The following is a 25,717-nucleotide window of genomic DNA, read 5'->3' as shown; positions in this document are numbered from 1 at the left end:
GAATGCAAGACGATATTTCAGGTTGGTCAGATTGGAATCAAAATTTTGAGGGGATTGAGGAAATTTCAAGCCCGAGTGAGTTACATGGCATACTGACAGGTATAGTTTGTGTTACTGAAGTTCCAACTCGAGATGAATGGTTACAAATTTTATCTACGCTTGATGTTCCAAAATTAGACGATGAAGTGCTTGCGCTATTGTCAGAAGAAGCTGAGGATGTGTCACATGCACTTTCGGATGATGATTTAGACTATCTTCCGATGCTCCCAGATGATGAGCATACTTTGGCAGAGCGTGTGCAATCATTGGCAGATTGGTGTGCTGGGGTTGTACTTGGCTTTGGATTGGCTTCTGGTCATATTCGTGCAGATGAACAAGAGCTCATTGAAAGTTTACAAGATGTAGCGTCTGTTGAGTTTGATGAATCAGATGACGATGACGAGGGGGAAGCAAGCTATCTTGAATTGTATGAATTTGTACGCTTGATCCCTGTGTCATTATCAATGGGACGAAAAAAAGTTCCAGTATCTGAAAGCCCTCTATTACAAAATTTTCATAGCAAAATGAAACAAGCGATTGATGCTTCTGAAAGCAACAATGTTGTAGAGATGTTTACTCCACATCGTCCAAGCTAAAACTAAGATAAAGCAAGCTAAGAAACTTAAACTTTAAGAACATCATCTGTTTGATGAGTACTTGGTTTTACAGCTCCCTTTGCGGCGTCAGGTTATTAACTTTGAAAATATAGAAGTTGAATCAAGTCGTGCAGCAAAGGGTTAATTTTTTTAGCCTGGAATGTTTCCCTTGTTCTGTTGTCGAGGTTTAGCGCAGAACGAGAGTAATAATACAATTACTTTAAAAAATGCAGATATTGAATCATCAGTATTTGCATTCATCTAAGCGTAATTGTAAGTTAAAGCTTCTTCCAAATTAATCATCTGAAATACAAGCTGAATAGAGAATGAAATTAACTCAAGCAGATTTTCAGGAACGTCGTGACCGCCTCGCTGAACAAATGGGTCCCAATAGCATTGCAATTATCTCAACCAGTCCAGAAGTCATGCGTAACCGAGATGCAGATTATAAGTTTCGTGCTGACAGTAGCTTTTTCTATTTAACTGGTTTCGCGGAACAACAAGCAGTCGCAGTGATAGAAACAGACGAAGCAGGTGAGGAATATATCTATAGCTTGTTCTGTCGTGAACGTAATCGTGAAATGGAAATCTGGAATGGTTACCGCGCTGGAATCGATGGTGCGGTTGATGATTATGAAGCGGATGAAGCTTATGCGATTGATTTGCTTGATGAAGAAATTATTGCCAAAATTTTAAATAAAGAAAAATTATTCTATCGTATTGGTCAACGTGCAGATTTTGATGCCAAGGTCAGTACTTGGATCACCAAAGCCAATGAATCTGGACGTGGTTTTGGCGTTCCAGCGCAGTTGATTCAACTTGATCAAATCTTAGATGAAATGCGTTTGCATAAGTCGGTTCAAGAAATTGAATTGATGCAAATCGCCTCAAATATCAGTGCAGATGCACATATGCGTGCCATGCAAAAAGTTCATCCTGAGATGATGGAATATGCTTTAGAAGCTGAGTTGAATTATATCTTTGGTCAGAAGGGTTGTGTACCTGCCTATAACAGTATTGTGGGTGGTGGGAAAAATGGCTGTATTTTACATTATGTTGAGAACAATCAACCCTTAAAAGATGGTGATTTGGTGTTGATTGATGCGGCTGCTGAGTATGAATGCTATGCCTCAGACATCACCCGTACTTTTCCTGTAAATGGTAAGTTTAGTCCTGAACAAAAAGCGCTATATCAAATTATTTTAGATGCACAAATTGCTGCGATTGATGCAATTCAAATCGGTCATTCTTATAAAGAACCGCATAATGTTGCAGTACGGATCATGGTGGAAGGTTTGGTCAACCTTGGTATTATGCAAGGTGATGTCGATCAAATTATTGAATCTGAACGCTATCGTCAGTTTTATATGCATGGTACAGGGCATTGGCTCGGTATGGATGTGCATGATGTTGGCGCATATAAAGATGAAAATGGTCAATGGCGTAGCTATGAGCAGGGTATGGTTGTTACTGTAGAACCCGGTTTATATATTGCACCTGATGATGAAACAGTGGATGCAAAATGGCGTGGTATTGGTATCCGAATTGAAGATGATGTGGTTGCAACTGAACAGGGTCCTTTGGTCTTGACTAAAAATGTGGTGAAGTCGATTGAAGAGATTGAAGCATTGATGGCAAAGTCAGAATAAGTTTTTCAATTTAAAAGGTGAGTATGTATGGATACTTACAGCGTTTTAGTTAAGCCAGTAGAAACAAATCGTTTGATTCTACGAAAGTTTGTTGAAGGTGATGAAATCTCAATTTTTAATGAGTATTGCGGAGACAGGGAGTCTTCGAAATACTTACAAAGGTTACCCCATGCCAATATTGAGCAAACGAAGTGTATGTTCGAAAATTGGAGTGGTCAAAATGGGAGAATAATGATAAAGATTTTGCTTGGATTATTGGCGAGCGCAAAACCAATTTAGCCATAGGGCTCGTGATGTTTATTCACAAAGGAGATTATGGCGAAATTCATTTTGGGCTTGCAAGTGAGTTTCAAGGGCAGGGCTTTATGAGAGAGGCGATCACTGCTGTCATTGTCTATTTAAAAAATAACAGTAGGCTTAAAAGAATTGAGACTTTTTATGATGCAGAAAATGTGAAATCACGAAAGGTTCTGATTGAAACAGGATTTACTGAAATAACCTTGTTAAAGCATTGGGCTATATTTCCAGCTTTGGGAGATAATAAGAGAGATTGTCTAGGTTTTATGATTGAAATAAATAAAAATATTTAAATAGAAATAAGGGTAAATCATAGTGATACATATGAGATTCAGTTTTATTGCAACTTTTTTGACAGTAATGTCCTGTTCTTTGTTGGCATTTCAGCCAAGTAACATCAGAAATAAGAATATTCAATTAACAAGCCAGCAATTAGACGTTATCCACCTACATTTTGGTGAGCAAGGCCTAAAAGATTTTATTCAATATAGCCATACTCCTATAGATCGCCAACCTGCTGGAATGAATTTTTTATCACTTGATTGGACAATCGTTTTTTATTGACTCAAACTATAGAATCTAAGTTCAGGCATAAAAATTCCTACAAGGAACCAAATTCCTGAAACTATCCAAACCAATAAAGCATAGGCTCTAATTTGTTCAGTATTTAAATCTGCAACAAGCCAATCAAAAAATAGACCAGCTTTCCAGCCTTTAATCAATTCTGCACCACCCCAAGAGATAACCCATTTCCAAAATAATGAATTAATAAAGAATAGTATAATCCAAATTGATAAGCTCAATTTAGCTATATTCCTAATGAGGCAAGTTGCATAGCTGTTCTATAGCTCGCTGCTACTGTGACAATACAAGTTTTATATATTGGTTGTGTTTTAACACCAGTAATATAAGCTAAGATGTTAGTGAAATATTTTCCGATATATTTAAGTCCACGAGCTGATCCATATCCAGGTGGCTTTGGTACTAAATTAAAATTAGCAGAACAAGTTTTAATAGCGTTGATTGCTTGTGATAAAACTACTCCAATTTCTTCATTATAATCCCAAGAATTTGCAATAGATGCATTCCATATATCTGTTGCAACATTTCTTGCAGCTTCTTGATTACCGAAGGCTCTTGATTTAATTTTACTTTGTAGTTGAGTTGATGGCGTAATATAGGAGCTACAGTTGGATTTTTGATTAATATTAAATCTAAGAATTGAATTGTTATTTGAATTAGCGTAAACAATTTTAGGAGTGATAAATTGTTTTGAAAAGGCTTTGATTGTTGGGTGTAAATCTGTTGTACAGCTAGCATCATTTGTAAAATATTTTAGAATATTATTTTCCTGATCAAATGTCGCAGCAAATATTCTTCCATCCTCATAAATAGTCGCTGCTGAATAGGCTGTAGCCTCTTTATTTCTTCCTTCATAATAAAGTGCATTAGCAGTTTTTAGTTTGTATGGAGAAGCATAAGTTTCTATATTTTGATAAAACTTTGAATAATCTTGACCCAGAACTATTCGTAATTGAGACTGTATTGTTGTGTCTGATGATATATGCTCAACCGTTTTAAAGGTGTCATATGATTTAATATTTAGATTATCTGTATATGCTGTTGAATTTAATAAAAATAAAACAACACCCAATATTTTAATTTTTTTCATGAATGCATGCTCAAGTTTTTTGTATTTAAGTTTTTATCAAAATTAGATTTATGATGCAATTCTGAGGGGAGTTTAATTGATACAAAATATTAATAATTACATTTTTTATTTTATATTTAATGGATATTTTATGTTAATTGTATTTGAGTGGAATTGAAGTTTTTAAATTTTTATATAGATTTATTATGTTTTGTTTTTAATTAAACATTTTTAATTGCTAATTAAATTTATTATTAAATTAAATTAAATTAAATTAAATTATATGATTATTATCGCATGGTGAATTGCTTAGTCTATAGCGGGTTTTTATTTGGGGTCTTTATTGGATGTAATTTATTCTTTATTTTTGTAGTTAAAACCTTATTTTAGTAAATCGATTGAGTGATCGAGTTTTTAAGCATTTAAAATACAATTAAGTGATAAATAAAATCAATAAAAACAACAGCGCTGGCAAGCTTGGGCAGTAAAAATAATGGAACTTGGAAATAAAAGAATATTCTACCAATACCGGCACCTAAGGCACCGCTTATATATAAGGCTGACTCATTAAGTGCAAAAGCTAAATTTCAACCACCTGTTTTTTCTGACTAAAATTTGTTGTTCATTTTGTTGAATTTTTAATGCCCAACCGTGAGTTTCTCATATTGCAATGGGTATAAGGGTAAGCCACGGCGTGATGGTTGCAAAAAATGGGATAAGTAGGAGTGCGATACTAAGAATAAACATGATGATGGCTGTTAGGTTTTATTGCTTAATCCTTTGGCTGAAATTTTCATTTTTCATACTTTTATTAAAAATAGCGTATTGATTCAGTACAAATACAGCCAACAATTTCCTATTTCAATATAAAAATAACTTTCCATGATGTAATATGAAATCAATCAAGATTATAAGTATTCAGTACGCTGAATCACATATAGAAAGGATAAAAGCATGCAACAAGAAGTCATCATCGTCGGCGGTGGAATGGTAGGGCTGAGCTTGGCTCTGATGTTGGCTAAAGCCAATATTGCGGTAAAGCTTTTAGAGGCTGTGAAATATCCAAATTATGATGATGCCAATCTTGCACCCTATCATTCCAGTTTTGATGCACGAAATACCGCGCTATCACGTCGTACCGTCCAAATTTATCAAAAACTCGGTCTTTGGGATGCTTTGCAAGAACATGCGACTCCTATTCTCGAAGTACATATCACTGAACAAGGCAGTTTTGGTAAAGCTCGCTTAGTCGCAGATCAAGAAAAAGTCGAAAGTTTTGGACAAGTGATTGAAAATGCATGGCTAGGCCGTGTACTACTGACTCAAGTTCGCCAGCAAGCTTTAATTGAATTGATTGACGGTGTACAAGTCACTTCACTAAAACAAGATGGTGACTATGTATATGTTGAAGCCAATCGTGGTGAAGAATATACCCATTCACTTAAAGCCAAATTGTTGATTGCTGCAGATGGTCGTGATTCTTTCTGCCGCCAAGCTTTAGGTGTTGGTGTGGATGTACATGATTATGATCAGGTGGCAATTGTCACAACAGTACAAACCTCGAAACCACATCATCAAGTGGGCTTTGAACGCTTTAGCCATTTAGGTCCATTGGCATTGCTTCCATTGCCGGGGGAATGTCGTCGTTCAGTGGTTTGGCCAGTGAAAAAAGGCACTGAAGATGAATGGTTAGGGGATGAAAATGACCAACATTTCCTTGATGCTTTACAGCAAACCTATGGTGATCGCGCAGGAAAATTCCAAAAAACAGGCAAACGTTTTAGCTTCCCATTGGCACAAGTACTTGCTGAAAAACAAGCGGTGGGTCGGGTAATTTTGATGGGCAATGCTGCACATACCATTCATCCTGTTGCTGGGCAAGGTTTTAACTTGTGTATGCGTGATGCAGATGTGCTGATGCGTTATATCACAACGCAAATTGCGCAATCTGATGATATTGGTCAACCTGAGATGTTAAAGGCCTATGAACAATCTCGCTTAACTGATCAGCAGCGCGTGATTAAATTTTGTGATTCTGTAGTGCGTGGATTTAGTAATCAAAATCCGGTCTTAAAATTATTGCGTAATACCGGCTTGGTAGCTTTCGATGTGATTCCGGGGATTAAACCTTTGGTTGCCAATTATGCGATGGGATTAAAAGCATGACACAGCAAGATATATTAGATGTGGTGATTGTTGGTGGTGGTCTGGTGGGTGGCTTAACCGCATTACTTTTAGCAAAAGGTGGTATGCAAGCCACTGTTTTAGATGCAGCCCCTATTTTAGATGCAGAAAAGACTTTAGCTGTTGCTAATCCACGGGTTTTAGCCTTGAGCCAAGCCACGATTCACTTGTTAAAAACGGTGAATGTATGGGAAAAAATCGCTCGCCAAATGCCTTATACAGGCATGCAAGTCTGGAATAAAAATGGCTATGGCGAAATTAACTTTGGGCAAGCCTCAGAAAACTTTCCCACAGCTGAGCAAAGCTTAGGTTCAATGGTTGAACCAAGTTTATTAAACCTTGCCATTCAACAGGAAATGTTGGAGCAACTGCAAGATTATCGTACTCAAGTTAAAGTTGTGCGAGTAGAGCAGGGTGTAGGCTGCTGGATCATTAAACTTGCAGATGGGACTGAGCTAAAGACCAAGTTAGTGATTGGTGCAGATGGTGCAAATTCATTTGTTCGTGATCAAGCATTTATCGATCTTGATGTTTTAGATTATCAACAGGCCGGTTTGACCTGTGCGATTCGTACCACACAACCACACCAATATGTGGCTCGTCAGATTTTCCATCCGACAGGCCCATTAGCATTTTTACCGATGGCGAGTTTAAAGCCAGAACAAGCTGAACACTGGATTTCAATCGTTTGGACCTTACCAGATGATTATGCAGAGGAATATGCGCGCTTAAATGATGCTGATTTTTGTGAGTTATTGACACGTGAAAGTCATCATATGTTGGGCAAGATCGTTGAAGCAACCCCACGGGCTCAATTTCCACTCAAGGCACGCGCAGCACAACGTTATGTAAAAGATGGGTTGGCCTTGATTGGTGATGCAGCGCATGTGATTCATCCTTTAGCAGGACAAGGTGTAAATATTGGCTGTTTAGATGCTGCTATTCTGTGTGATGTATTACTTAAAGATAAACAGCGTGGCGTCTGGGCACATGAACAAACCTTAAAGCGTTACGAACACCAACGCAAAGGGCAAAATGATGCCATGATGCATAGTATGTCGATGATTGGTTTTTTAGAAACTGCGGAAATATTTCCATTGGTTTGGGCGCGTAACTTTGGCTTAAAACAAGTTGAAAATATGCCATTTTTAAAAGATCAATTTATGGCCCAAGCCAATGGGCTAGCAACTTTAAAAAGCACGCAATATGCCATTTAATTGGATTTCTGATATTTTTTAACCAATCATTTAAACAACATTACGAATTTGATGAAAAAAAATACGATTTTGTGTATCTAGATACTAGTCGAATGGCGAAGAGCTTGATACATTTCTCTGTAAAACATCACCATTTTTCGGATGGTACATTGACGTCATTGATGGGGAGTTAAAGATGACAGATACAAATGATTATGATGATAATTCAGAAGATCATGCAGTAGACGATGATGAAGCTAAAGCGGCTGAAAAAGGTGCTGCGGCAAGTGATTCTATAGTTTCAGATACAGATTTAGCTGAAGCTGAAACACTCACTGTGACAGCGAAAAAAAGACAGCGTGAAGCGTTGGAAGATGAGGTTGCTGCATTTTTAGCGCGTGGTGGGAGAATTACCGAAGTTCCACCTGATGAATCTGCTAAAGATTGATTTTAAAAGCACCGAAAGGTGCTTTTTTAAATTTGGTTGAAATGCTGTCTATTTTTTCGATGTTTAAATCCCAATCTTAAAAAATTTTAGTGTTTGTGGCTTTTTACTTGAAATTTTAATGAACTATTTTATTTTTATGGATCCTTGCTGCTTGCTTTAAGTATATGAGTGATTAAATCATCAGGAATGTTGTACTTTTGATTATTTGTTTTCCTGTATTTATTTTTATACGTGCCAGATTGATCAGTGTGGGATTAAAATTTATTGTTTTTTAAAAGATTAAGGTAGGTAAAAAAGCGACCAGAACAATCAGTCGCCTGCAGCAATGCAGATTGAGGAATAAAGTGCGTTGAGAGAGCAAGCAAGTAGAAAAACAAACAGAATAGCGAAATAATGTGGGTTAATATATAAAGTAAGTTGAGAAATGCCTATACACGCCTTTCTCAACTCAAGAAATAAAATTATTGTTGATTAGTCAGCTCTAAAGCACGTTGATAGGCGATTTTCTTTTTGATGCCGGTTAGATCCGCAGCAAGTTGTGATGCCGCCTTGACAGATAAATCTTGTAATAAGCGATTTAAAAGTTGATCTAACTTCTCTTGTTCAACGTCTTGATCTTTGGCATCTGGTGCACCACCAATGACTAACACAATTTCACCTTTTTGCTGATTACGATCTTTTTCAATAAATGTCACCAACTCGCCCAATGTCATTTTTTTAATTGTTTCAAATGTTTTGGTAATTTCACGTGCAAAACCTACAGGGCGATCTGCGCCAAAAACATCAGCCATATCTTTGACACTATCTAAAATACGATGAGGTGCTTCATATATAATCATGGTTTGTGACTCATGTTTTAATTTTTCTAATTGAATTAATCGTTGCGATTGTTTTGATGATAAAAAGCCTTCAAAGCTAAAACGATCACTCGGTAGACCCACCGCACTTAGCGCAGCAATAGCAGCGCATGCACCCGGTACAGGAATGACGCGAATACCATTCTCCTGAGCAGCGCGTACCAATTTAAAACCCGGGTCACTAATCAATGGTGTACCAGCATCACTGACCAGTGCAATATTCTGACCACTTTTTAATTTTTCGATAAGTATATCAATTTTGTTACTTTCATTATGATCATGACACGCAGTGAGCGGAGTTGAGATATTATAGTGCTTTAATAATTGAGCAGATTGACGTGTATCTTCTGCCGCAATAACAGAAACAGACTTTAAAACTTCAATAGAACGAAAAGTCATATCATCTAAGTGCCCAATTGGGGTCGCTACGACGAATAATTGAGCACTCATAAAGGTCTCCATGAAGAATAAGTTAGTGTTGAACAGTATTAAAAGAGTGATTATGTTGGGAATGGTTGGATTCGCAATCCAAGTTCACGCAGAAATTCTGGTTATATTACCTGAAACAGGCCCTATGTCGCGAGCGGGTTTGAGTATTAAACAAGGAATATTAAGTGCCGCGCAGACATCAAAGAATGAAATACCATTAAAATTTGTCGATTCAGATCAAAAGACCATCAAAGCGCTGTTAAAACAGCATGTCAATAAAAAGACTAAAATGATTATTGGGCCTTTGGCTCGTCCTGATGTTGAGGCTTTAATTAATTTAAAGCCTAAAGTACCTGTATTGGCACTCAATGAAGTTTATCCAAGCTATAAAAGTGTTTGGCAATATAGTCTTTCTAAAAATGACGATGCATTGGCGCTGCTTGATTATATCCAGCATGATAAAGTTAGCAAACTCTATGTGGTGCGTGAAAAAGGCACAGAAGCAGAATCTATTAACTTTTTAAATGCATTATTTGCCAATTATATGGGTGAAGTTGATCCTGTAGAGCATATGCCAAAGTCGATTTCGGAGCGAGAGGGTATTTTACTGTTAGGTTCAAACCAATGGTTGACCAGTTTTCCAAAATTGCAGAAGAAAAAAATTTATACCCAAGCCATTGCCGTCGATGAAAAAAAGGCCTTGCCTAAAGGGATGAAATTCTGTGATGTTCCAGCCTTATACATCGCCGAATGGGATGATGTGGTCAAAGCCTATAAAGATAAACCGACCTCGTTACCGTATCAGCGTTTATATGCCTTTGGTGGAGATGCTTGGCATATTGCTGAACAATTTGTTTTGGACCCTAATGTAAAAAGCTTAACCTTTAATGGGCGCACTGGAAAAATTAAAATTGATGGAAATCGTGTTGAACGTATTCCACAATGTTTTGAACGTTCAAAAAATAATTTAGTACCTTTGTGATGACAGGTTTCTCATGGCAAAAAATAATTTAGGACAATGGGCGGAGCAAGAAGCAGTGAAATTACTGCTTCAACATGGCTACGATATCGTAAAATTGAATTATTTCTCGCGCTTTGGTGAAATAGATATTATTGCCCAATCTAAACAAGAGTTAATTTTTGTTGAGGTGAAAGCAAGAACTCCGACACAGATGGGGCATGCTTTTGAAACGGTAAATCAATCAAAACAACAAAAAATGATTAAAACGGCGTTTAAGTTTTTACAAGAACATCCACAATATGAACAATATTATTGCCGTTTTGATGTGATTGGTTTTGATTTACATCATAAAATTGCAAAAAACGTACAGCAAGATCTCAGTAAAATCTCTTATGATCAATCTTGGATTGAAAATGCATTTACTTTGGATGCAGACTTGATTAATCTGTGACTGAAATTTAGGTACAGTTATTTCAAAAATAAATATATTTTCCAGCATGTTAACAGCGTTTAAAATGGTTGTTTAGCAGGCTGAAATTAATAGGAGTCTTGCTGAGTGTTAAAACGTATTGTCATCACCATGATGTGTGTAGCAAGTTTATCTGGTTGCGCGAGTTTTATCTCAGGTGGTACTGGTTCTTCACCAGTGGGAACAGATAGTGGTGTTCGATCTTTAGGACAAGTGTTTATTGATTCCTCTATTGAGCGGACTGCCAAAATCAACTTGTATAAGCTTGATGCTCGATTTAAGCAATCTCGTGTCAATATTAATAGTTTTCACAGCAATGTCTTACTCACAGGTCAAGTGCCTGATGCACATCTAAAGCAATTAGCTGAAGATAATCTACGGGCAATGAGTGATGTTAAAACTGTTCATAATTATCTTACTGTGGGTAATCAGATCGGTTATAGCACGATTATGCAAGATGCATCGGTCACTGTGAATACCCGTGGTTTAGTGATGAAAGCACCAGTGGTTTCAGACAATAAAGTTTTGATTCATACAGAAGACGGCATACTGTATGTTTTAGGTCGTTTAAATAATGCTGAAATAGCAGATTTAAATGATGTTTTACAAAAAGTTGGAAATGTGACTAAAATTGTGACCTTGATTGATAACATCGAACAAACGAATAATTCAGTCCAAACTTCATCTTTCACAGCACCTGTGGTAAATAATGTACAACAACAGCCTGATGTACAGACACCTGTTGCGATTGATCCTAATGCTACAGAGCCAAACAATAATGTTATTCAACAATAGGTTAAAAGCTTTAAAAGTTAGATTTGGAAAGCAGTTTGAATACCTAAAATCTCAATTTAAATCGCACTATCAAGATTTTCGTTTATACGATTTAGGTAGTATAACTATTAATGGCTTGACCCCTAAAAAGGGCTATTCCATTCAGTATAATATTGCCTATGGCTTAAAGGCGAGACAACGTTTAGATCTATATATTTCTAATAAAAAGCAACAAAATGCGCTGATTCTTTTTGTTCATGGTGGGGCATGGAGCCATGGTGATAAAAGTGCTTATAAATTTGTAGGTGAGGCGTTTAGTCGTTTTGGCTATAACGTGGCAGTGCTGAACTATCATTTGGCACCTGAGCATAAATTTCCCAGCTATATTGATGATCTTGCTGTTGCATTGAATTATTTGGAGCAACAACAAGCACGTTTTGGTATTTCAATGGATAAAATTGCCTTGATGGGGCATTCAGCAGGCGCATTTAATATTGCGTCTTTGCTTTATCATCCTAAGCACTACCAACTAGCCATCAAACAAAATATTAAAGCTTTGATTGGAATCGCTGGACCTTATCATTTCGATTATAAAGGTGATGCTTTAGCCGAAAATGCGTTTGATCAAAGCATTCCTTACCAACAAGTAATGCCGTATTATTTTGTTGAAAAAAATGAGGTAAAGCATTATTTGTTCTTGGCTGAAAATGATCAGATTGTTAAAGCTAAAAACTCTTTTGATTTTAAACAGCAATTACTTGAACAAGGTAATCATTGTGAAATTTACACGATTCCTAAAACTGGTCATATTTCAATTATGGGCAGTGTTTCAAGTCTATTTAGTCGATTCTATAAAACCCGACCTGAAATTATTAAGGTTTTAAATGAAGCAATGAAAAATGCCTAGCGATCGCTAGGCATTTTTGATTTGAACATATCTCAATCAAGATCAGTCTTTATGCATAGGTCTATTGTGAATCACATGTTCAATCATGGCATGGGCGATACTGCCACTAAAAGGCGTTTCGGGTAGCTGATCAAATTTAAAGAACTGAGCCTCACTAATTTCTTCTTCTTGCAAGACGATTTCACCAGATTCATATTCTGCCTTAAAGGCCAACATAAGATTACTTGGAAAAGGCCAAGGTTGGCTTGATAAATATTGGACATTTTTGACATGTAGGCCAACTTCTTCCAAAGTTTCTCTTTTAACCGCTTCTTCCAGTGTTTCACCGACCTCAACAAAACCCGCAATAAGACCATACATATTGCTTTTATTCTTGGCATTTTTTGCCAATAGAATTTCGTTATCGCCACGAGTAATTATGGTGATAATACACGGTTGTACACGCGGGTATTGATGATAACGACAGCTAGGGCAGACCATAGCATATTCATTGGGATGAACCTCGGTTTCGTGGCCACAGTGGCTACAAAACTTATGGTTTCTTCGCCATTCAAGCAATTGTACAGCACGACTGGCTTGTTCAAACTCAGATTTTGTCCATTGTGAAATCAATTGTCGAATTGGGATCAATTGATATCCCTCTGGAATTTGATCTTCAATAAAAAGATCCCGGGCAATAATCTGATCGCCCGAGTTAAAGCTGATATCACTTGCTAATTTTTCTACTTTAGGCAGTTGTAAATTTTCATCCACTAAAAGTTGTTGATGGTGAAAGATATATGCAAGTGATAATTCTGACATTAGGCTACCGATTTTAAACTTTGACTACTTGTTAATGCTACATCAAACATGGATTGTAAAACAGGTTGTTTGTTTTGTAGATTTTCAATCATCATGTCTGCACTGGCTAAAACATCAAGCAGTTTATTGACTTGCGCAAGGTTAAACGCTTGTTCTTTGTTAAGACTCGTCTGAATAAACTCCGCAGAAAGCAGCAATGCCTTTTGACCATCTTTCGCTGCAAGGAACAACAGCGCACCACCAATTTCACTTAATTGTGATGGCAGTTGGTCTAAACTTGTACTTTGAGGATCTTGTAAATATTGCACCAATGTTTGTGAGCTTAAATCAACCAATGCTTTAGTCTCGGTCAATAATGCTGCATGTGCTTCATCTAGACGATCTAATGAAATCTGCAAGTTATTCACTTTTAACTGTAAACGACTCGATGTGTAATTACGCTCTAAGATACCAATCGAATTCATTGCTGATAAAATACTGTTCATCAACTGTTGTGCGTAATTTTCATCTTTGAGCATGTTGTCTTGAGACAGTAGGTCAGCCTGTTGTTTCAGTCCGCTATAGGCTTCATTAAGATTCAAGACTTTAAATACATGTGCAAGATCAGTCAGTTTGCTTTTCAATTCTTGCGTTTTTTCATCACTCATATTTTTGTAGTTAAACTCAATATCATTACGGATTTGCGACATTTCGTCCGTAATCAGTTGGCTCACACTATGAATGGTTTCAAAGTCAGGGCCATATAAATGGCGACTAAATATTTGTAGTTGAGTGTCAGTCAGAATATCTTCACCAACATTAATCTGTTCACGGATGTGTTGTGATATTTCATCTTCTTGGCTGATACAAATACTTAGGATATTGGCAGTATCTAATAAGGATGGATTGAATCCGCATAGATCTTTAAAGAATAAAGACATATTGGTTTCAATGCTGATTAGCGTTCTGAGGCGTGTATCATTGAGAATGATATTTTCAATGTGATTTAAAGCAACTGAAACCAAAGCCCAATATTGCTCACTTGCTTGGCCTTTGGCTGCATTTGCCAAATAAGACCCAACCAGCTTGATGCCCTGTAAATCTAAATCTGTTTCTTGTTGTTTGAGCAGTTTATGTAAGCATAATTTATACAGCTTATGTACATACACTGAATGCTCTAACTCAGGTGATTGCTGCAAGTTAAAATTCGGTGTAACACAGTCGAGCAATGGAATAATCGCTTGGCCTTCTGGGGTCAGCTCTAGACCTAAAGAAAGTTCTAAGCGATTTAAGGTGTCGTGCAAAAATTGTGGCGCTCTGACTTCACGAAGGCAAATAAACTCAATATAGCGTTTGAGCATGGTGGTGCCTTCACTCAAAGCGATGACTTCTTGAGTATTGATCTCATGTGGGTTTTGCATCACTTTACGCATCACCGCTGCTGAGAGTTGCGCAATTTTAGCAACATGCGGCATATCGATGAGCATCAGCACATTTACACATTGTTCAAATTGGAGCAAAGCATCATCAATACCGAAGGGTAAAGTTTGGTCTTCAACTAAGCTACTGACAGCAGATTCTACCTGTAAAATTGAATTATCGACTTCTTTTTTAATAATAAGTAATGCTGTCGGATCAAAATGTATAGAGGTTTGGTAAGACATTGATCTGCACCTATCCTGGGTATCTGAATGTTTTATTTCATAGCCTCAAAATGAGGCTAATTTTCTAAGTTTTAATATAGCCGAAGAAGACCATCTTTACAGAAAAAATAGCCATCAATTTCAAATTTTATTTTGCAAAAATGCAGGCTTCCCCATGTTTTTCTTGAAATTGTTTGACCCAGTTCTCATGTGCTTCTAATTCTTCATCTGAAGGTAAAATGACTGGGGCATTGATTTCAATTTTTTTCCGAGTTGTATTCCTTTGAGCCTGATCAGTATGTGCAGAAAGAGCATCCATGTCAAAGGATACTTGACCACCTGTCATGGCAAGATAAACATCAGCTAAAATTTCAGCGTCGAGTAAGGCACCATGGAAAGTACGATCTCGTTGCGGAATTTCATAACGGCGAACTAGAGCATCCAAAGAGTTCTTTTGCCCAGGATGTTTGCTTTTCGCCATCGCCAAGGTATCAGTCACTTCACATACTTCTGAGAGTGCCTGTAGGCCACTGCGCTTGAACTCCATATCTAAGAAGTTCATATCGAAGCTTGCATTATGCGCAATAATTTCGCTGCCTTTTAAGTAGTCAAATAAAACTTGGGCAATTTCATTGTATTTTGGCTTATCTTTTAAAAATTCATCTGTAATACCATGGATGGCTTCTGAATCGCCAACTGGTTTCTCTGGATTAATATAAATATGAATCGAACTGCCGGTCAGTTTTCGATTGACCATTTCAATAGCGCCAACTTCAACAATTCGGTCACTGTCCTGATAATAGAAACCTGTGGTCTCCGTATCCAAAATAAACTGTTTAGGGCCATGTAACTTGACAGTAGCAGGTGTAATCACAATTTGTGGATGAATATCTCGCATTGCGGGTTGGCTCATTGCTGGCTCATCATTTTCATTGATATCTTGGGTTGATGGTTGTTCCATCACAATTTTATGCGCTGGCATGACATCCTGCTGAGGTCTAATTTCCGATTCTATCATTTCGTCTGATTCAATCAGGTCAAATCCAAAGGGATCGTCAAGCAGCCAGTCTTTTTCATCTTTTTTTTTATCATCAGCCGCTGTCATAGGTTGAGTCAGTTTGGTTGGCGCAGTGTTGTTTTTTTTTGCGTCGAGTATTTGCTGTGTACCTAAATTCGCCAATTGGTCTGCCATCTCATTGCCTGCATGTCCGGCGTGACCTTTAATCCAGTTCCATTCAATTTTGCGACCTTGGCAGGTTTGATCAAGCTTTTTCCAAAGATCTGGATTTTTTACATCTTTCCAGTTTTTCTTTTTCCAACCCTCAATCCATTCGGTAATGCCACGTTTTACATAGTTTGAATCGGTCCAAAGCACTAATTTTGCTTCGATTGGGCAAAATGCGATCCCTTCGATGGCTGCGGTAAGCTCCATGCGGTTATTGGTTGTATCAAGTTCACCACCACACAACTTATGTTCTTCTGTTTCAGTGATGATATAAGCGCCCCAGCCACCAGGACCTGGGTTGCCTTTACAAGCACCGTCGACATAAAGTGTGATTGTTTGTGACATAGTAATAACCAATGAAAGTGAATTAAGAGTTGAACATCGCGGTTTAAGAATTTATTGTATACGCAAATCGGCGTTTTCTACGCATGAACTGAGATTTTTTTAATTTCTTGTAACATTTGTATGCAATTCGCATTCAAAATTTGCCTTGTAAGCGCGTTTAGCTCTACTAAAATGGCAATGATAAAATAATTTACTAAATGTTGTTCGGAACTCTTATGTTTAAACCTACCACAATGGTGTGGCAACCTACTGCGACTGTTTTCTTTAAATTATCATTATTAACATCTGCATTCGCAGCATTAGGGTTGACTGCAGGGTGTTCTTCAACGTCGACAACATCAAAAGTTCAAACATCAAAGTCAGCAGGTATGTTGGATGCCAGCAGTTTGGACTCTCTAGAAGATTTACTTTCTGCAACAGATATTCGTGCAGTAGAGGGCGATCGCCTACTGATTTTAAAACACGGTGACGTATGGAAGCGGATGTCAGTCGGTTTTAAAATGGATGAAAATCATTGGGATCCTCGTATTGATGCGCAAAGGAGCTGGTTTGTTTCCCGCCAACCCTATATTGACCGTTTAAGCGCACGCGCATCACGCTATCTTTATCATACGGTGAAAGAGGCTGAACGTCGTGGTTTACCTACTGAATTAGCATTGTTACCGATTATTGAAAGTTCTTATGATCCAGCAGCAACCAGTAGTGCAGCAGCAGCAGGGATGTGGCAATTTATCCCAAGCACAGGAAAAATCTACGGTCTAAGACAAACCAGTTTATATGACGGGCGCCGTGATGTAGTTGAATCAACACGTGCTGCTTATGAGTTTTTAGGTAGTTTATACAATCAATTTGGCTCTTGGGAATTGGCTTTGGCCGCATATAACGCAGGTCCAGGGCGGATCCAGCAAGCAATTAACCGTAACCAAGCTGCGGGTTTACCAACAGATTATTGGTCATTGAGATTACCACAAGAAACCATGAACTATGTACCACGCTTTTTAGCAGTGGCGCAGATTATTAAAAGCCCATCTAAATATGGGGTGAGCTTACCACCGATTGCCAATCGTCCGCACTTTAGAGAAGTTGCGGTGCCACCAGGCGTACAACTCAATCAAATTGCTTCAATTACCAATTTAAGTCGTGCTGAATTATACGCGTTAAACCCTGGTCATCGTGGTGAAGTGGTTGACCCATCAAGTACCTTGCGTATTTTGATTCCTGCGGATCTTAGTCCGACGATTGATGCAAAATTAAGAGGGTTAAAACCGGGTTCTGATAGTGGGTTATGGGCAAGTAATACTGCTCCAACCACAGCTACACGAACTTTAACGCCTACAGCGGTAACCTCGACAGTCACTCAATCGATTACTCCAAGTAAAGCAACGCCACCTGCTTTAACAACAGCAAAAACCACAACCACAGGCTCATTGAGCACACTCAAAAATACACCACAAGGCTCGAATGCATTAGCGCAATTTGCTGCCAATGCTGATATTCCTAGTGCGCCACGTATTCCTGTTGCTGTGACAAATGCAGCCAATGTTAAACCTGTTGCAGCGGAACCTCCAATTTCTGCACATGAAAAAGCTCAAATCCTTGCCGCAGTAAAAGCTGAAGGTGAAAAAGAAACGGTCAAGCAAGTTTTAGAACCTCAAGCCACTCAAGCTGAAAAAGAAGAAGTGGTCAAAGAGATTAAGGCGATTGCTCCACAAGGGACAGAAGTACTTGATCCATATGATGGTAAAATTAAACTGACTGCAATTCAAACCAGTCAATCTGTTGCAGAGGTTCAAGGTAAAGAAAATACGGTTGGATTCTCATATCCTAAAGGTTTAGCAGATACCACACCTGCAAACTCGGAAGAAGCTAAACTGAATCAGGATAAGAACTTTAAGAAAACTGAAACTGAAGTTGTGGTTGAACCACCAAGAGGTAAACGCAGTACTTATACCGTTTTGGCAGGGGATACTTTAGCAACGATTGCTTTAAAGAATGGCGTAAATTGGCGCGATATTGCCAAATGGAACCAAGTTGATCCAAATGGAACTTTATTTGTTGGGGCGACTTTGTATTTATATGATGCCAAACCACAAATTGATACCCCTGTGGTTTCTCGCAAAACCACGGATTCCGCTCCTACCAATTACGTGGTTAAACCAAATGACAGTTTAACCAGTGTGGCAAATCAGTTTGATTTATCTGTCTCACAATTGGCAAATTATAATAATCTGAATAGTAACAGTAATTTATTTGTCGGTCAGAAATTAAAGCTTAAAGATGCTTCAGATGATAAATTATCTGAAATCAATAAAGCAGTTGTTCGTGCGGATACCTCTAAGCCTGTTGCAAAAATCAAAACCAAGGCTTATGCAGTTAAACGTGGCGAATATCTTAAAGTGATTGCCGATCGTTATGCTTTATCCGTACATGAACTCGCTGATTTGACTCCAGGTCTAGATACCTCAAGTAGCTTATTTGTGGGGCAAAAGATCAATGTGCCACTCAGTGAAGTCAATGAGCCAGAAGCTAAACTTGACTCTAAAGTGATTGATCAAAGTAAGTTTAAGAATATAAAAGCTGAAACAACCTATAAAACTGAGAATTATAAAGTTCAAAGTGGCGATAGCTTATCCAGTATTGCGGTTCAGTCTAAATTAAGCTTGGCAGAATTAGCTGAATTAAACAAAATTTCGACATCTAAAAACTTGCTTGTGGGTCAAATCATTAAGATCCCTGTTGGAACAACAACACCAGAAACCTATACTGTGCAATCTGGTGATAGCCTGATAGCGCTGGCAAATAAATATAATTTGCAAGTTAACCAAATTGCCGATTTAAATGGTTTAAAGAGTACATCTGGTTTATTTGTTGGGCAGAAATTGAAGTTGACTGGCACGCCTGAAAGCAGCAGTAAAGACAAAACACAAGCGAGAAATGAATCGAAATCAGAAGGCGCTAGTAAAGATATCCATGTGGTCAAATCAGGTGAAACACTGGCAAGCGTTGCAAAAAAATATAAACTGCAGTTGTCTTATTTAAGTGAATTAAATGGTTTGTCGCGTAATCAGGCTTTGGATATTGGACAACGCTTAAAGCTTGATGGGGAATTACCCAGTAAATCCACACTATCTAAAGAAAAAGAAGACCTAAAGGCGACTGCGAAAGCAACAGCTAAAGCTTCGAGTAAGAATACTGAAAGCTATGCGGTGAAGTCTGGTGAGTCGTTAAATGCGATTGCAAACCGTGTTGGTATGTCAGTTCAAGAACTGGCTGAATTGAATGATCTGAGCCCACGTGCGGGTTTACAACGTGGTCAATCTATTCGTATTCCTAAAACAGTGACTGAATACAAAGTGAAAAGTGGTGATTCATTGATTCGTTTAGCCAGCAAGTTTGGGATTGATACCAGTGCACTTGCTGAGATGAATGAAATAAAACCAAACGCGTCATTACGCATTGGCAGCATAATTAAAGTTCCGAATCTTTAAGCGCCATTTTATTGGAGCAACGTTTAAAGCATAACATTTCAAAAAATTTTTTGAATAAAGGAAAATAGGGGAATGCGCCTAAGTTTTGCATGTGTCAGCCCGATCGGGCTGGCATTGGGATTATATGTTGCAAGCTTAAATGTTGATGCTGCTCTACAGACAACAGCATATATTGCTGTACATAATGCTCCACAGTATGACAAAGCTCAGGCGATGCCTTATGCCAATAGCAATGCACCCAAAGGCGGCTATATCAGTACAGCGAGTATAGGCACCTTTGATAATCTCAACAGTATGAATGGCAAAGGCAGTTCAACTGAAGGGATTAATTATCTATTTGATAGCTTAATGGATAGCTCACTGGATGAGCCGGGTGTGTTATATCCGCTTCTCGCTGAAAAAGTCACTTATGATCCAGTTAAAACCAAATTTGTTATTTTCCATTTAAATCCTAAAGCCCATTTTAGTGATGGTTCACCTGTCACGGCTGAGGATGTTAAATTTAGTTTTGATACCATTCAAAGTAAAGCCAATCTAGGCTTTCAAATGTATTTGTCTGATTTAGCCAAGACTGAGGTATTGTCTAAATACCAAGTGAAAATGACATTTAAATCAGACCACAATGCAGACATGCCCTTTATTTTGGCAAAAATTGCGATTTATTCAAGAGCAGATTGGAAAAATAAAGACTATAGCAAAGTGACCTTGCAACCGATTTTAGGATCGGGGCCTTATCTGATTGAGCATATTGATTCTGGGCGCAGTATTAGCTATAAGCGCAATCCAAATTATTGGGCAAAGGACTTAGCCATCAATCGTGGTCGTTATAACTTTGATCGCATGAAATATGTTTATTATCGAAGCCCTGAAATCGCTTTTGAAGGGTTTAAATCTGGACAATATCGCTTTTATCAAGAAAAAAATGCCCGTAACTGGGTCACTGAATATAATTTTCCTGCGGTAAAACAAGGTTTGGTGAAAAAATATATTTCTAAGATTGAAACACCAGCGCTCACGCAAAGTTTGGTTTTTAATACCCGAAAGGCGCCATTCAATGATCTCAATTTTCGCCAAGCATTAACCTATGCTTATGATTTTGAATGGATCAACAAAGCATTGTTATATGGTCAAAATATTCGCTTGCAAAGCCACTTTCAAAACAGTGAGCTTGCTGCGACTGGAAAACCAAGCGCGAAAGAACTTGCAATTTTAACGCCTTATTTAAAGCAATTGCCCGCATTACAACGGCAAGGTGTATTGGCAGATTGGAAATACCCAGTTTCAGATGCCAGTGGTTTTAACCGACAGAATTTATTGATTGCACGTTCGATGCTATTAAAGGCGGGTTATCGTTTTCACAATGGACTATTGGTGGATAGACAAGGTCGCCCCATTCAAATTGAATTTCTGATTCATCAAGATGGTGCACTACGGACTTTGTTGCCTTATATTCGTAATTTAAAAAAACTTGGGATTCAGGCAAATATTCGTCAAGTCGATTTACCACAATATACAGAGCGTATGCGCCGTTTAGGCTTTCAGATGACCGCTATCGATATGCCGCAATCATTAACACCAGGTGCTGAACAGGCACAGATGTGGGGCAGTAAAGCTGCCGATGAAGTGGGCAATTACAATTATGCGGGGGTCAAAAGCCCAGTGGTCGATCAGCTGATTCAACAGATTATTTATGCACCAAACCGTGAACAATTGGTACTTCGTACCCGAGCACTGGATCGGGTATTACGTGCAGGCTATTATCAAATTCTGACTTATGGCAATGATAAAAACTGGTATGCTTATTGGAATATGTATCAGCAACCCAAAGTTAAACCAAAATTATCCCTCGGTTTAGAGTATTGGTGGGTAGATGCAGATCAAGCGAAAAAAGTAGAGCAATATTTAAAAAATCGAGCATTTAAAAAAGCATAATTTTAAATCTTCATGGTTAAAACATCAGTGGCTCAACGTGAGTGATGTTTAAATTGACATATCTACCCTCATGAGGTCATAAGGAACATCGTTTCAATGGGCACATATATACTCAAAAGGCTGTTACTGATCATCCCGACATTGTTCTTTGTTCTCTTGATCAATTTTGTTGTGGTTCAAATTGCACCTGGTGGGCCTGTTGAACAAGCGATTCAACAAGCAGAAAACTTCCAAGGGGTCAATATGACTGCTGGAGGTCTATCATCTTCGGTAAATAACCATGAGTATCGTGGTGCACAGGGCTTAAGCGAAGATATGGTCGATAAAATCAAACAGCAATATGGCTTTGATCGACCTGCACATGAACGATTCTGGTTGATGTTAAAAAACTATTTAGCTTTAGATTTTGGCACGAGTTTTTTTAAAGATAAGCCGGTGACTGAACTGTTATGGGAAAAAATGCCAGTCACCATTTCCTTGGGTGCGTGGAGTACTTTTTTAATTTATTTAATCTCAATTCCTTTAGGGATTAAAAAAGCCAAACAACATGGCTTATTTTTTGATAAATCAACTTCATTACTTTTGGCTGTGGGCTATGCCGTTCCCGCTTTTGTATTTGCAATATTGTTGATCGTTTTTTTTGCTGGTGGTTCTTATTTACAATGGTTTCCTTTACAAGGTTTTGTTTCGGACAACTTTAACAGCCTCAATCTATTTGAAAAAATAGCAGATTATTTTTGGCACATGGCTTTACCTTTGTTGGCCATGGTGCTGGGTGGATTTGCGAGTTTAACCTATCTGACAAAATATTCATTTATGGAAGAGCTCAATAAGCAGTATGTGCTTGCAGCACGAGCAAAAGGCTTAACTGAAAATGACGTGTTATATAAACATGTGTTTCGCAATGCATTGTTGGTGATTGTTGCCGGTTTGCCTGAAGTATTGGTTGGGGTGTTCTTTGTTGGAAATCTACTGATTGAAATTATTTTTAACTTGGATGGCTTAGGCTTGCTGGGTTTTGAAGCCGTGCAACAACGTGATTATCCTGTGATTTTTGGTGCTTTGTTCTTTCTAACCTTATTTGGGCTGATTTTACGTTTAATCTGTGATGTGATTTATCGTGTGATTGATCCGCGAATTGATTTTGAATCGAGAGGTGCAAAATAATGTCACTGGTCATGCAAGCACGAATACAGAAATTTAAGAATAATCGCTTGGGTTTTGTCTGTTTCATTGTATTTATCGTTTTATTTATCCTTTCAATTTCTGCCGAATTTATTGCCAATGATAAGCCCTTATTGGTCAAATACGATCAGCATTATTACATGCCAGTTTTAAAGGCTTATCCTGAAACACATTTTGGAGGGGTCTTTGAAACAGAAGCCGATTATCGTGATCCGGTGGTTCAGCAGTTGATTGAGGAAAAAGGCTGGTCGATTTGGCCACTGGTTCGTTATTCCTTCCAAACTCCCAATTTGGATTTAGCCGTTCCTGTTCCATCACCACCCAGCGCACAAAACTGGTTAGGTACAGATGATCAAGGGCGTGATGTATTTACCCGTATTCTTTATGGTCTACGCATATCACTGTTGTTTGGTTTGGCATTGACACTATTTGCTGCATTTATTGGAATTATTGTTGGCGCGATACAGGGCTATTATGGCGGATGGGTAGATTTAATTGGGCAACGTCTGCTTGAAGTTTGGGGTGGTTTGCCGACTTTATTTATGGTGATCATCTTGGTCAGTATATTTACCCCGAGTGTCTATTGGCTATTTCTGATTATGTTGATTTTTGGCTGGACAGAGTTGGTCGGTATAGTGCGCGCTGAGTTTCTTCGTGCCCGTCATTTAGATTATGTTCAAGCAGCACGTGCATTAGGGGTGAGTGATTTGATGATTATGTTCCGACATATCTTGCCCAATGTGATCAGTTCAAGTTTATCTCAACTTCCATTTATGCTGACTGCAAATATCACCGCACTTACTGCATTGGATTTTTTAGGTTATGGGCTTCCACCAGATGCAGCCTCCCTCGGTGAATTATTACTACAAGGTAAAAATAATTTAAATGCGCCGTGGCTGGCTTTATCCGGATTTTTTACTTTGGCCTTGGTGCTATCTTTATTGATTTATATTGGGGAGGCGACACGCGATGCATTCGATCCAAGACGTCAAAAATGATCAATCTTTGTTGTTGTCTGTCCAACATCTGCATATTGAAAATGAGCGTAAAGAGGTGCTGGTCAATAATCTTAACTTTGACCTACATGTTGGGGAAACTGTTGCGATTGTCGGGGAGAGTGGTTCAGGCAAATCAATTAGTGGTTTGGCGTTACTTGGCTTGCTTCCTGAAAATTTAACTGTGACTGGGCAAGCGTTATATGATGAGCAAAATCTATTGTCTCTTAATCAAAATGCGCAGTTGGCGATCCGTGGTAAAAAAATTGCCATGATTTTTCAAGAACCGATGACTGCACTCAACCCACTACATAAAGTTGAGCGGATTATTGGTGAGACTTTACTTTTAGATGGGATGTCCAAGGAAAAAGTCAGAAAGCGTGTCTATGATTTATTGTGTGATGTCGGGATGGAAGAACCTGAGGATAAGTTGAATCGTTATCCACATGAGTTATCAGGTGGTCAAAGACAGCGTGTTTTGATTGCATCAGTTTTGGCCCAAAAGCCTGAAATTATTATAGCGGATGAACCCACAACAGCCTTAGATGTTACATTGCAATCGCAAGTTTTAAACTTATTACAACTGCTTATTCTAAACCATAAAATGGCGATGATTTTAGTCAGCCATGACTTGAATTTGGTGCGTAAATATTCCAATCAAGTGATTGTGATGAATCAGGGACAGGTTGAAGAAAAAGGCACAGTTCGAAATATTTTTCAAAACCCTAAAACTAATTATACCCAATATTTATTGGATCATGATTTTGGTGAAGCCAATGCTTTACCACATAAACGTAACTTAGTTTTATCTCTGCATCGTGTTGGGGTTAAATTTCCAATAAGAAAGGGCATATTTAATCGAGTTAAAGATTATTTTGTTGCCGTTGAACCGATCAATTTACGTTTAGATCGAGCTGAGTCCATTGGCATTGTTGGAGAAAGCGGTTCTGGTAAAACCTCTTTGGCGTTGGCAATCGCACGACTTAAACAATGCTCGGGTAATATTTTCCTACTCAATCAAGACTTGAACAGGTTGAGCCAGCGTAAATTACGTCCACTTCGATCCAATTTTCAGATTGTATTCCAAGATCCGTTAAGCAGCTTAAATCCACGTATGACTGTTGACCAGATTATTCGAGAGGGCTTAACACTACAACGTCTAAAAGAAGCTGAAATGCTGATTCGTATCAATGAAATTTTAGATAAAGTAGATCTCCCGATAACAGTTAAACAGCGTTATCCACATGAGTTGTCTGGCGGTCAACGGCAACGTGTGGCTTTAGCGCGTGCTGTGGTATTACGCCCTAAATTATTGATTCTCGATGAACCAACCTCAGCACTTGACCGGACCACACAGCGTGCGATTGTAAAATTACTGCGTCAGTTACAACAGGATTATCAGATGAGTTATTTATTTATTAGTCATGATTTACAGGTTGTAAAAGCACTTTGTCAGAAAGTTCTGGTACTAAAAGATGCTAAAGTTATCGAGTTTCATGACACTCAAGCCTTATTTGATAAACCTTTAAATGACTATACCAAGCGATTAATTGCCGCGAGTCAGTATTAACGCTGTATAGATGGTCTAGTTTAAAAAATATTCACATTAACAAAGTTGACAAAATGCATTGTCAGATTTACGCTTGAACTATTATAAATTTAAATTA

General features: G+C 38.1%; 22 protein-coding genes. 16 read left to right on the top strand and 6 right to left on the bottom strand.

Annotation, left to right across the window (positions count from 1 at the left end; all coding sequences use genetic code 11):
• The first annotated feature begins 2 nt into the window (after positions 1-2).
• The 4 genes from AC4CVF_RS12995 (at position 3) to AC4CVF_RS12980 (ending at position 3,145) form a co-directional block, all read left to right on the top strand.
• Positions 3-635, top strand: a complete 633-nt coding sequence (locus AC4CVF_RS12995) for a UPF0149 family protein (protein ID WP_336953923.1) — start codon at positions 3-5, stop codon at positions 633-635.
• Positions 636-961: 326 nt separating this feature from the next.
• Positions 962-2,284, top strand: a complete 1,323-nt coding sequence (gene pepP, locus AC4CVF_RS12990; RefSeq protein ID WP_336953922.1) for a Xaa-Pro aminopeptidase — start codon at positions 962-964, stop codon at positions 2,282-2,284.
• A 206-nt stretch (positions 2,285-2,490) separates the two neighbouring features.
• A complete protein-coding gene (locus tag AC4CVF_RS12985; RefSeq protein WP_490789574.1) occupies positions 2,491-2,874 on the top strand; it encodes a GNAT family N-acetyltransferase in 384 nt (127 codons plus the stop codon).
• Between the two features lie 67 nt (positions 2,875-2,941).
• Positions 2,942-3,145: a hypothetical protein gene (locus AC4CVF_RS12980; protein ID WP_490789573.1), complete on the top strand. Its 204-nt coding sequence runs from the start codon at positions 2,942-2,944 to the stop codon at positions 3,143-3,145.
• Here the strand turns inward: AC4CVF_RS12980 and AC4CVF_RS12975 are convergent.
• A complete protein-coding gene (locus AC4CVF_RS12975) occupies positions 3,139-3,384 on the bottom strand; it encodes a hypothetical protein (RefSeq protein WP_336953919.1) in 246 nt (81 codons plus the stop codon). The genes AC4CVF_RS12980 and AC4CVF_RS12975 overlap by 7 nt on opposite strands.
• 5 nt (positions 3,385-3,389) lie before the next feature.
• Positions 3,390-4,253, bottom strand: coding sequence for a hypothetical protein (locus AC4CVF_RS12970; protein ID WP_490789572.1), 864 nt, complete (start codon positions 4,251-4,253; stop codon positions 3,390-3,392).
• Between the two features lie 933 nt (positions 4,254-5,186).
• On the opposite strand from AC4CVF_RS12970, the gene ubiH reads away from it, so the two are divergent.
• The 3 genes from ubiH to AC4CVF_RS12955 all read left to right on the top strand — a co-directional run bounded on the left by ubiH (position 5,187) and on the right by AC4CVF_RS12955 (position 8,060).
• Positions 5,187-6,398, top strand: coding sequence for a 2-octaprenyl-6-methoxyphenyl hydroxylase (gene ubiH / locus AC4CVF_RS12965; protein ID WP_490789571.1), 1,212 nt, complete (start codon positions 5,187-5,189; stop codon positions 6,396-6,398).
• Positions 6,395-7,633: an FAD-dependent monooxygenase gene (locus AC4CVF_RS12960; protein WP_490789570.1), complete on the top strand. Its 1,239-nt coding sequence runs from the start codon at positions 6,395-6,397 to the stop codon at positions 7,631-7,633. Before ubiH ends, AC4CVF_RS12960 begins: the two co-directional genes overlap by 4 nt.
• Before the next feature lie 175 nt (positions 7,634-7,808).
• On the top strand, positions 7,809-8,060 hold the full coding sequence (locus tag AC4CVF_RS12955; protein WP_336953916.1) for a hypothetical protein: 252 nt from the start codon (positions 7,809-7,811) through the stop codon (positions 8,058-8,060).
• 461 nt (positions 8,061-8,521) lie between these two features.
• Here AC4CVF_RS12955 and rsmI read toward each other — a convergent pair whose 3' ends face one another.
• Positions 8,522-9,367: a 16S rRNA (cytidine(1402)-2'-O)-methyltransferase gene (rsmI, locus tag AC4CVF_RS12950; protein WP_336953915.1), complete on the bottom strand. Its 846-nt coding sequence runs from the start codon at positions 9,365-9,367 to the stop codon at positions 8,522-8,524.
• Positions 9,368-9,377: 10 nt separating this feature from the next.
• Here rsmI and AC4CVF_RS12945 point away from each other — a divergent pair, with 10 nt between their 5' ends.
• The 4 genes from AC4CVF_RS12945 to AC4CVF_RS12930 all read left to right on the top strand — a co-directional run bounded on the left by AC4CVF_RS12945 (position 9,378) and on the right by AC4CVF_RS12930 (position 12,457).
• Positions 9,378-10,328, top strand: coding sequence for a penicillin-binding protein activator (locus AC4CVF_RS12945; protein WP_336953914.1), 951 nt, complete (start codon positions 9,378-9,380; stop codon positions 10,326-10,328).
• Between the two features lie 13 nt (positions 10,329-10,341).
• Complete coding sequence (locus AC4CVF_RS12940) at positions 10,342-10,758, top strand: YraN family protein (RefSeq protein ID WP_336953913.1); 417 nt, start codon at positions 10,342-10,344, stop codon at positions 10,756-10,758.
• Between the two features lie 105 nt (positions 10,759-10,863).
• Positions 10,864-11,571: a BON domain-containing protein gene (locus tag AC4CVF_RS12935; RefSeq protein ID WP_336953912.1), complete on the top strand. Its 708-nt coding sequence runs from the start codon at positions 10,864-10,866 to the stop codon at positions 11,569-11,571.
• A complete protein-coding gene (locus tag AC4CVF_RS12930; RefSeq protein WP_336953911.1) occupies positions 11,555-12,457 on the top strand; it encodes an alpha/beta hydrolase in 903 nt (300 codons plus the stop codon). Before AC4CVF_RS12935 ends, AC4CVF_RS12930 begins: the two co-directional genes overlap by 17 nt.
• Positions 12,458-12,499: 42 nt before the next feature.
• On the opposite strand, the gene nudC is transcribed toward AC4CVF_RS12930, so the two are convergent.
• The 3 genes from nudC to dnaQ form a co-directional block, all read right to left on the bottom strand.
• Entirely contained in the window at positions 12,500-13,258 is a 759-nt protein-coding gene (gene nudC / locus AC4CVF_RS12925) for an NAD(+) diphosphatase (RefSeq protein ID WP_336953910.1), read from the bottom strand.
• A complete protein-coding gene (locus tag AC4CVF_RS12920; RefSeq protein WP_336953909.1) occupies positions 13,258-14,901 on the bottom strand; it encodes a chemotaxis protein in 1,644 nt (547 codons plus the stop codon). The genes nudC and AC4CVF_RS12920 overlap by 1 nt, the downstream gene beginning before the upstream one ends.
• Before the next feature lie 127 nt (positions 14,902-15,028).
• On the bottom strand, positions 15,029-16,450 hold the full coding sequence (gene dnaQ / locus AC4CVF_RS12915) for a DNA polymerase III subunit epsilon (RefSeq protein WP_419361021.1): 1,422 nt from the start codon (positions 16,448-16,450) through the stop codon (positions 15,029-15,031).
• 215 nt (positions 16,451-16,665) lie between these two features.
• On the opposite strand from dnaQ, the gene AC4CVF_RS12910 reads away from it, so the two are divergent.
• From AC4CVF_RS12910 to AC4CVF_RS12890, 5 genes are all read left to right on the top strand, one after another.
• Complete coding sequence (locus AC4CVF_RS12910) at positions 16,666-19,938, top strand: LysM peptidoglycan-binding domain-containing protein (protein WP_419361019.1); 3,273 nt, start codon at positions 16,666-16,668, stop codon at positions 19,936-19,938.
• Between the two features lie 72 nt (positions 19,939-20,010).
• Positions 20,011-21,870 carry an extracellular solute-binding protein gene (locus tag AC4CVF_RS12905; protein ID WP_490789569.1) on the top strand — a complete coding sequence of 620 codons (1,860 nt, stop codon included), beginning with the start codon at positions 20,011-20,013 and terminating at the stop codon, positions 21,868-21,870.
• A gap of 96 nt (positions 21,871-21,966) precedes the next feature.
• Positions 21,967-23,037 carry a microcin C ABC transporter permease YejB gene (locus AC4CVF_RS12900; protein ID WP_490789568.1) on the top strand — a complete coding sequence of 357 codons (1,071 nt, stop codon included), beginning with the start codon at positions 21,967-21,969 and terminating at the stop codon, positions 23,035-23,037.
• Positions 23,037-24,053: an ABC transporter permease gene (locus AC4CVF_RS12895; protein ID WP_336953905.1), complete on the top strand. Its 1,017-nt coding sequence runs from the start codon at positions 23,037-23,039 to the stop codon at positions 24,051-24,053. The genes AC4CVF_RS12900 and AC4CVF_RS12895 overlap by 1 nt, the downstream gene beginning before the upstream one ends.
• Positions 24,025-25,620, top strand: coding sequence for a dipeptide ABC transporter ATP-binding protein (locus AC4CVF_RS12890; RefSeq protein WP_490789567.1), 1,596 nt, complete (start codon positions 24,025-24,027; stop codon positions 25,618-25,620). The genes AC4CVF_RS12895 and AC4CVF_RS12890 overlap by 29 nt, the downstream gene beginning before the upstream one ends.
• Positions 25,621-25,717: the final 97 nt, after the last annotated feature.

The organism is Acinetobacter sp. LipI_19, assembly GCF_058242925.1.
The sequence above is the reverse complement of the archived record's forward strand: the minus strand, read 5'-3'. Positions and strand labels throughout refer to the sequence as shown.

Excerpts from the sequence above, each read along its gene's own strand:
- AC4CVF_RS12995 (WP_336953923.1), top strand. The coding sequence starts at position 3 with ATGCAAGACGATATTTCAGGTTGGTCAGATTGGAATCAAAATTTTGAG.
- pepP (WP_336953922.1), top strand. The coding sequence starts at position 962 with ATGAAATTAACTCAAGCAGATTTTCAGGAACGTCGTGACCGCCTCGCT.
- AC4CVF_RS12980 (WP_490789573.1), top strand. The coding sequence starts at position 2,942 with ATGTCCTGTTCTTTGTTGGCATTTCAGCCAAGTAACATCAGAAATAAG.
- AC4CVF_RS12970 (WP_490789572.1), bottom strand. The coding sequence starts at position 4,253 with ATGAAAAAAATTAAAATATTGGGTGTTGTTTTATTTTTATTAAATTCA.
- ubiH (WP_490789571.1), top strand. The coding sequence starts at position 5,187 with ATGCAACAAGAAGTCATCATCGTCGGCGGTGGAATGGTAGGGCTGAGC.
- AC4CVF_RS12960 (WP_490789570.1), top strand. The coding sequence starts at position 6,395 with ATGACACAGCAAGATATATTAGATGTGGTGATTGTTGGTGGTGGTCTG.
- AC4CVF_RS12955 (WP_336953916.1), top strand. The coding sequence starts at position 7,809 with ATGACAGATACAAATGATTATGATGATAATTCAGAAGATCATGCAGTA.
- rsmI (WP_336953915.1), bottom strand. The coding sequence starts at position 9,367 with ATGAGTGCTCAATTATTCGTCGTAGCGACCCCAATTGGGCACTTAGAT.
- AC4CVF_RS12945 (WP_336953914.1), top strand. The coding sequence starts at position 9,378 with ATGAAGAATAAGTTAGTGTTGAACAGTATTAAAAGAGTGATTATGTTG.
- AC4CVF_RS12940 (WP_336953913.1), top strand. The coding sequence starts at position 10,342 with ATGGCAAAAAATAATTTAGGACAATGGGCGGAGCAAGAAGCAGTGAAA.
- AC4CVF_RS12930 (WP_336953911.1), top strand. The coding sequence starts at position 11,555 with ATGTTATTCAACAATAGGTTAAAAGCTTTAAAAGTTAGATTTGGAAAG.
- nudC (WP_336953910.1), bottom strand. The coding sequence starts at position 13,258 with ATGTCAGAATTATCACTTGCATATATCTTTCACCATCAACAACTTTTA.
- AC4CVF_RS12920 (WP_336953909.1), bottom strand. The coding sequence starts at position 14,901 with ATGTCTTACCAAACCTCTATACATTTTGATCCGACAGCATTACTTATT.
- dnaQ (WP_419361021.1), bottom strand. The coding sequence starts at position 16,450 with ATGTCACAAACAATCACACTTTATGTCGACGGTGCTTGTAAAGGCAAC.
- AC4CVF_RS12910 (WP_419361019.1), top strand. The coding sequence starts at position 16,666 with ATGTTTAAACCTACCACAATGGTGTGGCAACCTACTGCGACTGTTTTC.
- AC4CVF_RS12905 (WP_490789569.1), top strand. The coding sequence starts at position 20,011 with ATGCGCCTAAGTTTTGCATGTGTCAGCCCGATCGGGCTGGCATTGGGA.
- AC4CVF_RS12900 (WP_490789568.1), top strand. The coding sequence starts at position 21,967 with ATGGGCACATATATACTCAAAAGGCTGTTACTGATCATCCCGACATTG.
- AC4CVF_RS12895 (WP_336953905.1), top strand. The coding sequence starts at position 23,037 with ATGTCACTGGTCATGCAAGCACGAATACAGAAATTTAAGAATAATCGC.
- AC4CVF_RS12890 (WP_490789567.1), top strand. The coding sequence starts at position 24,025 with ATGCATTCGATCCAAGACGTCAAAAATGATCAATCTTTGTTGTTGTCT.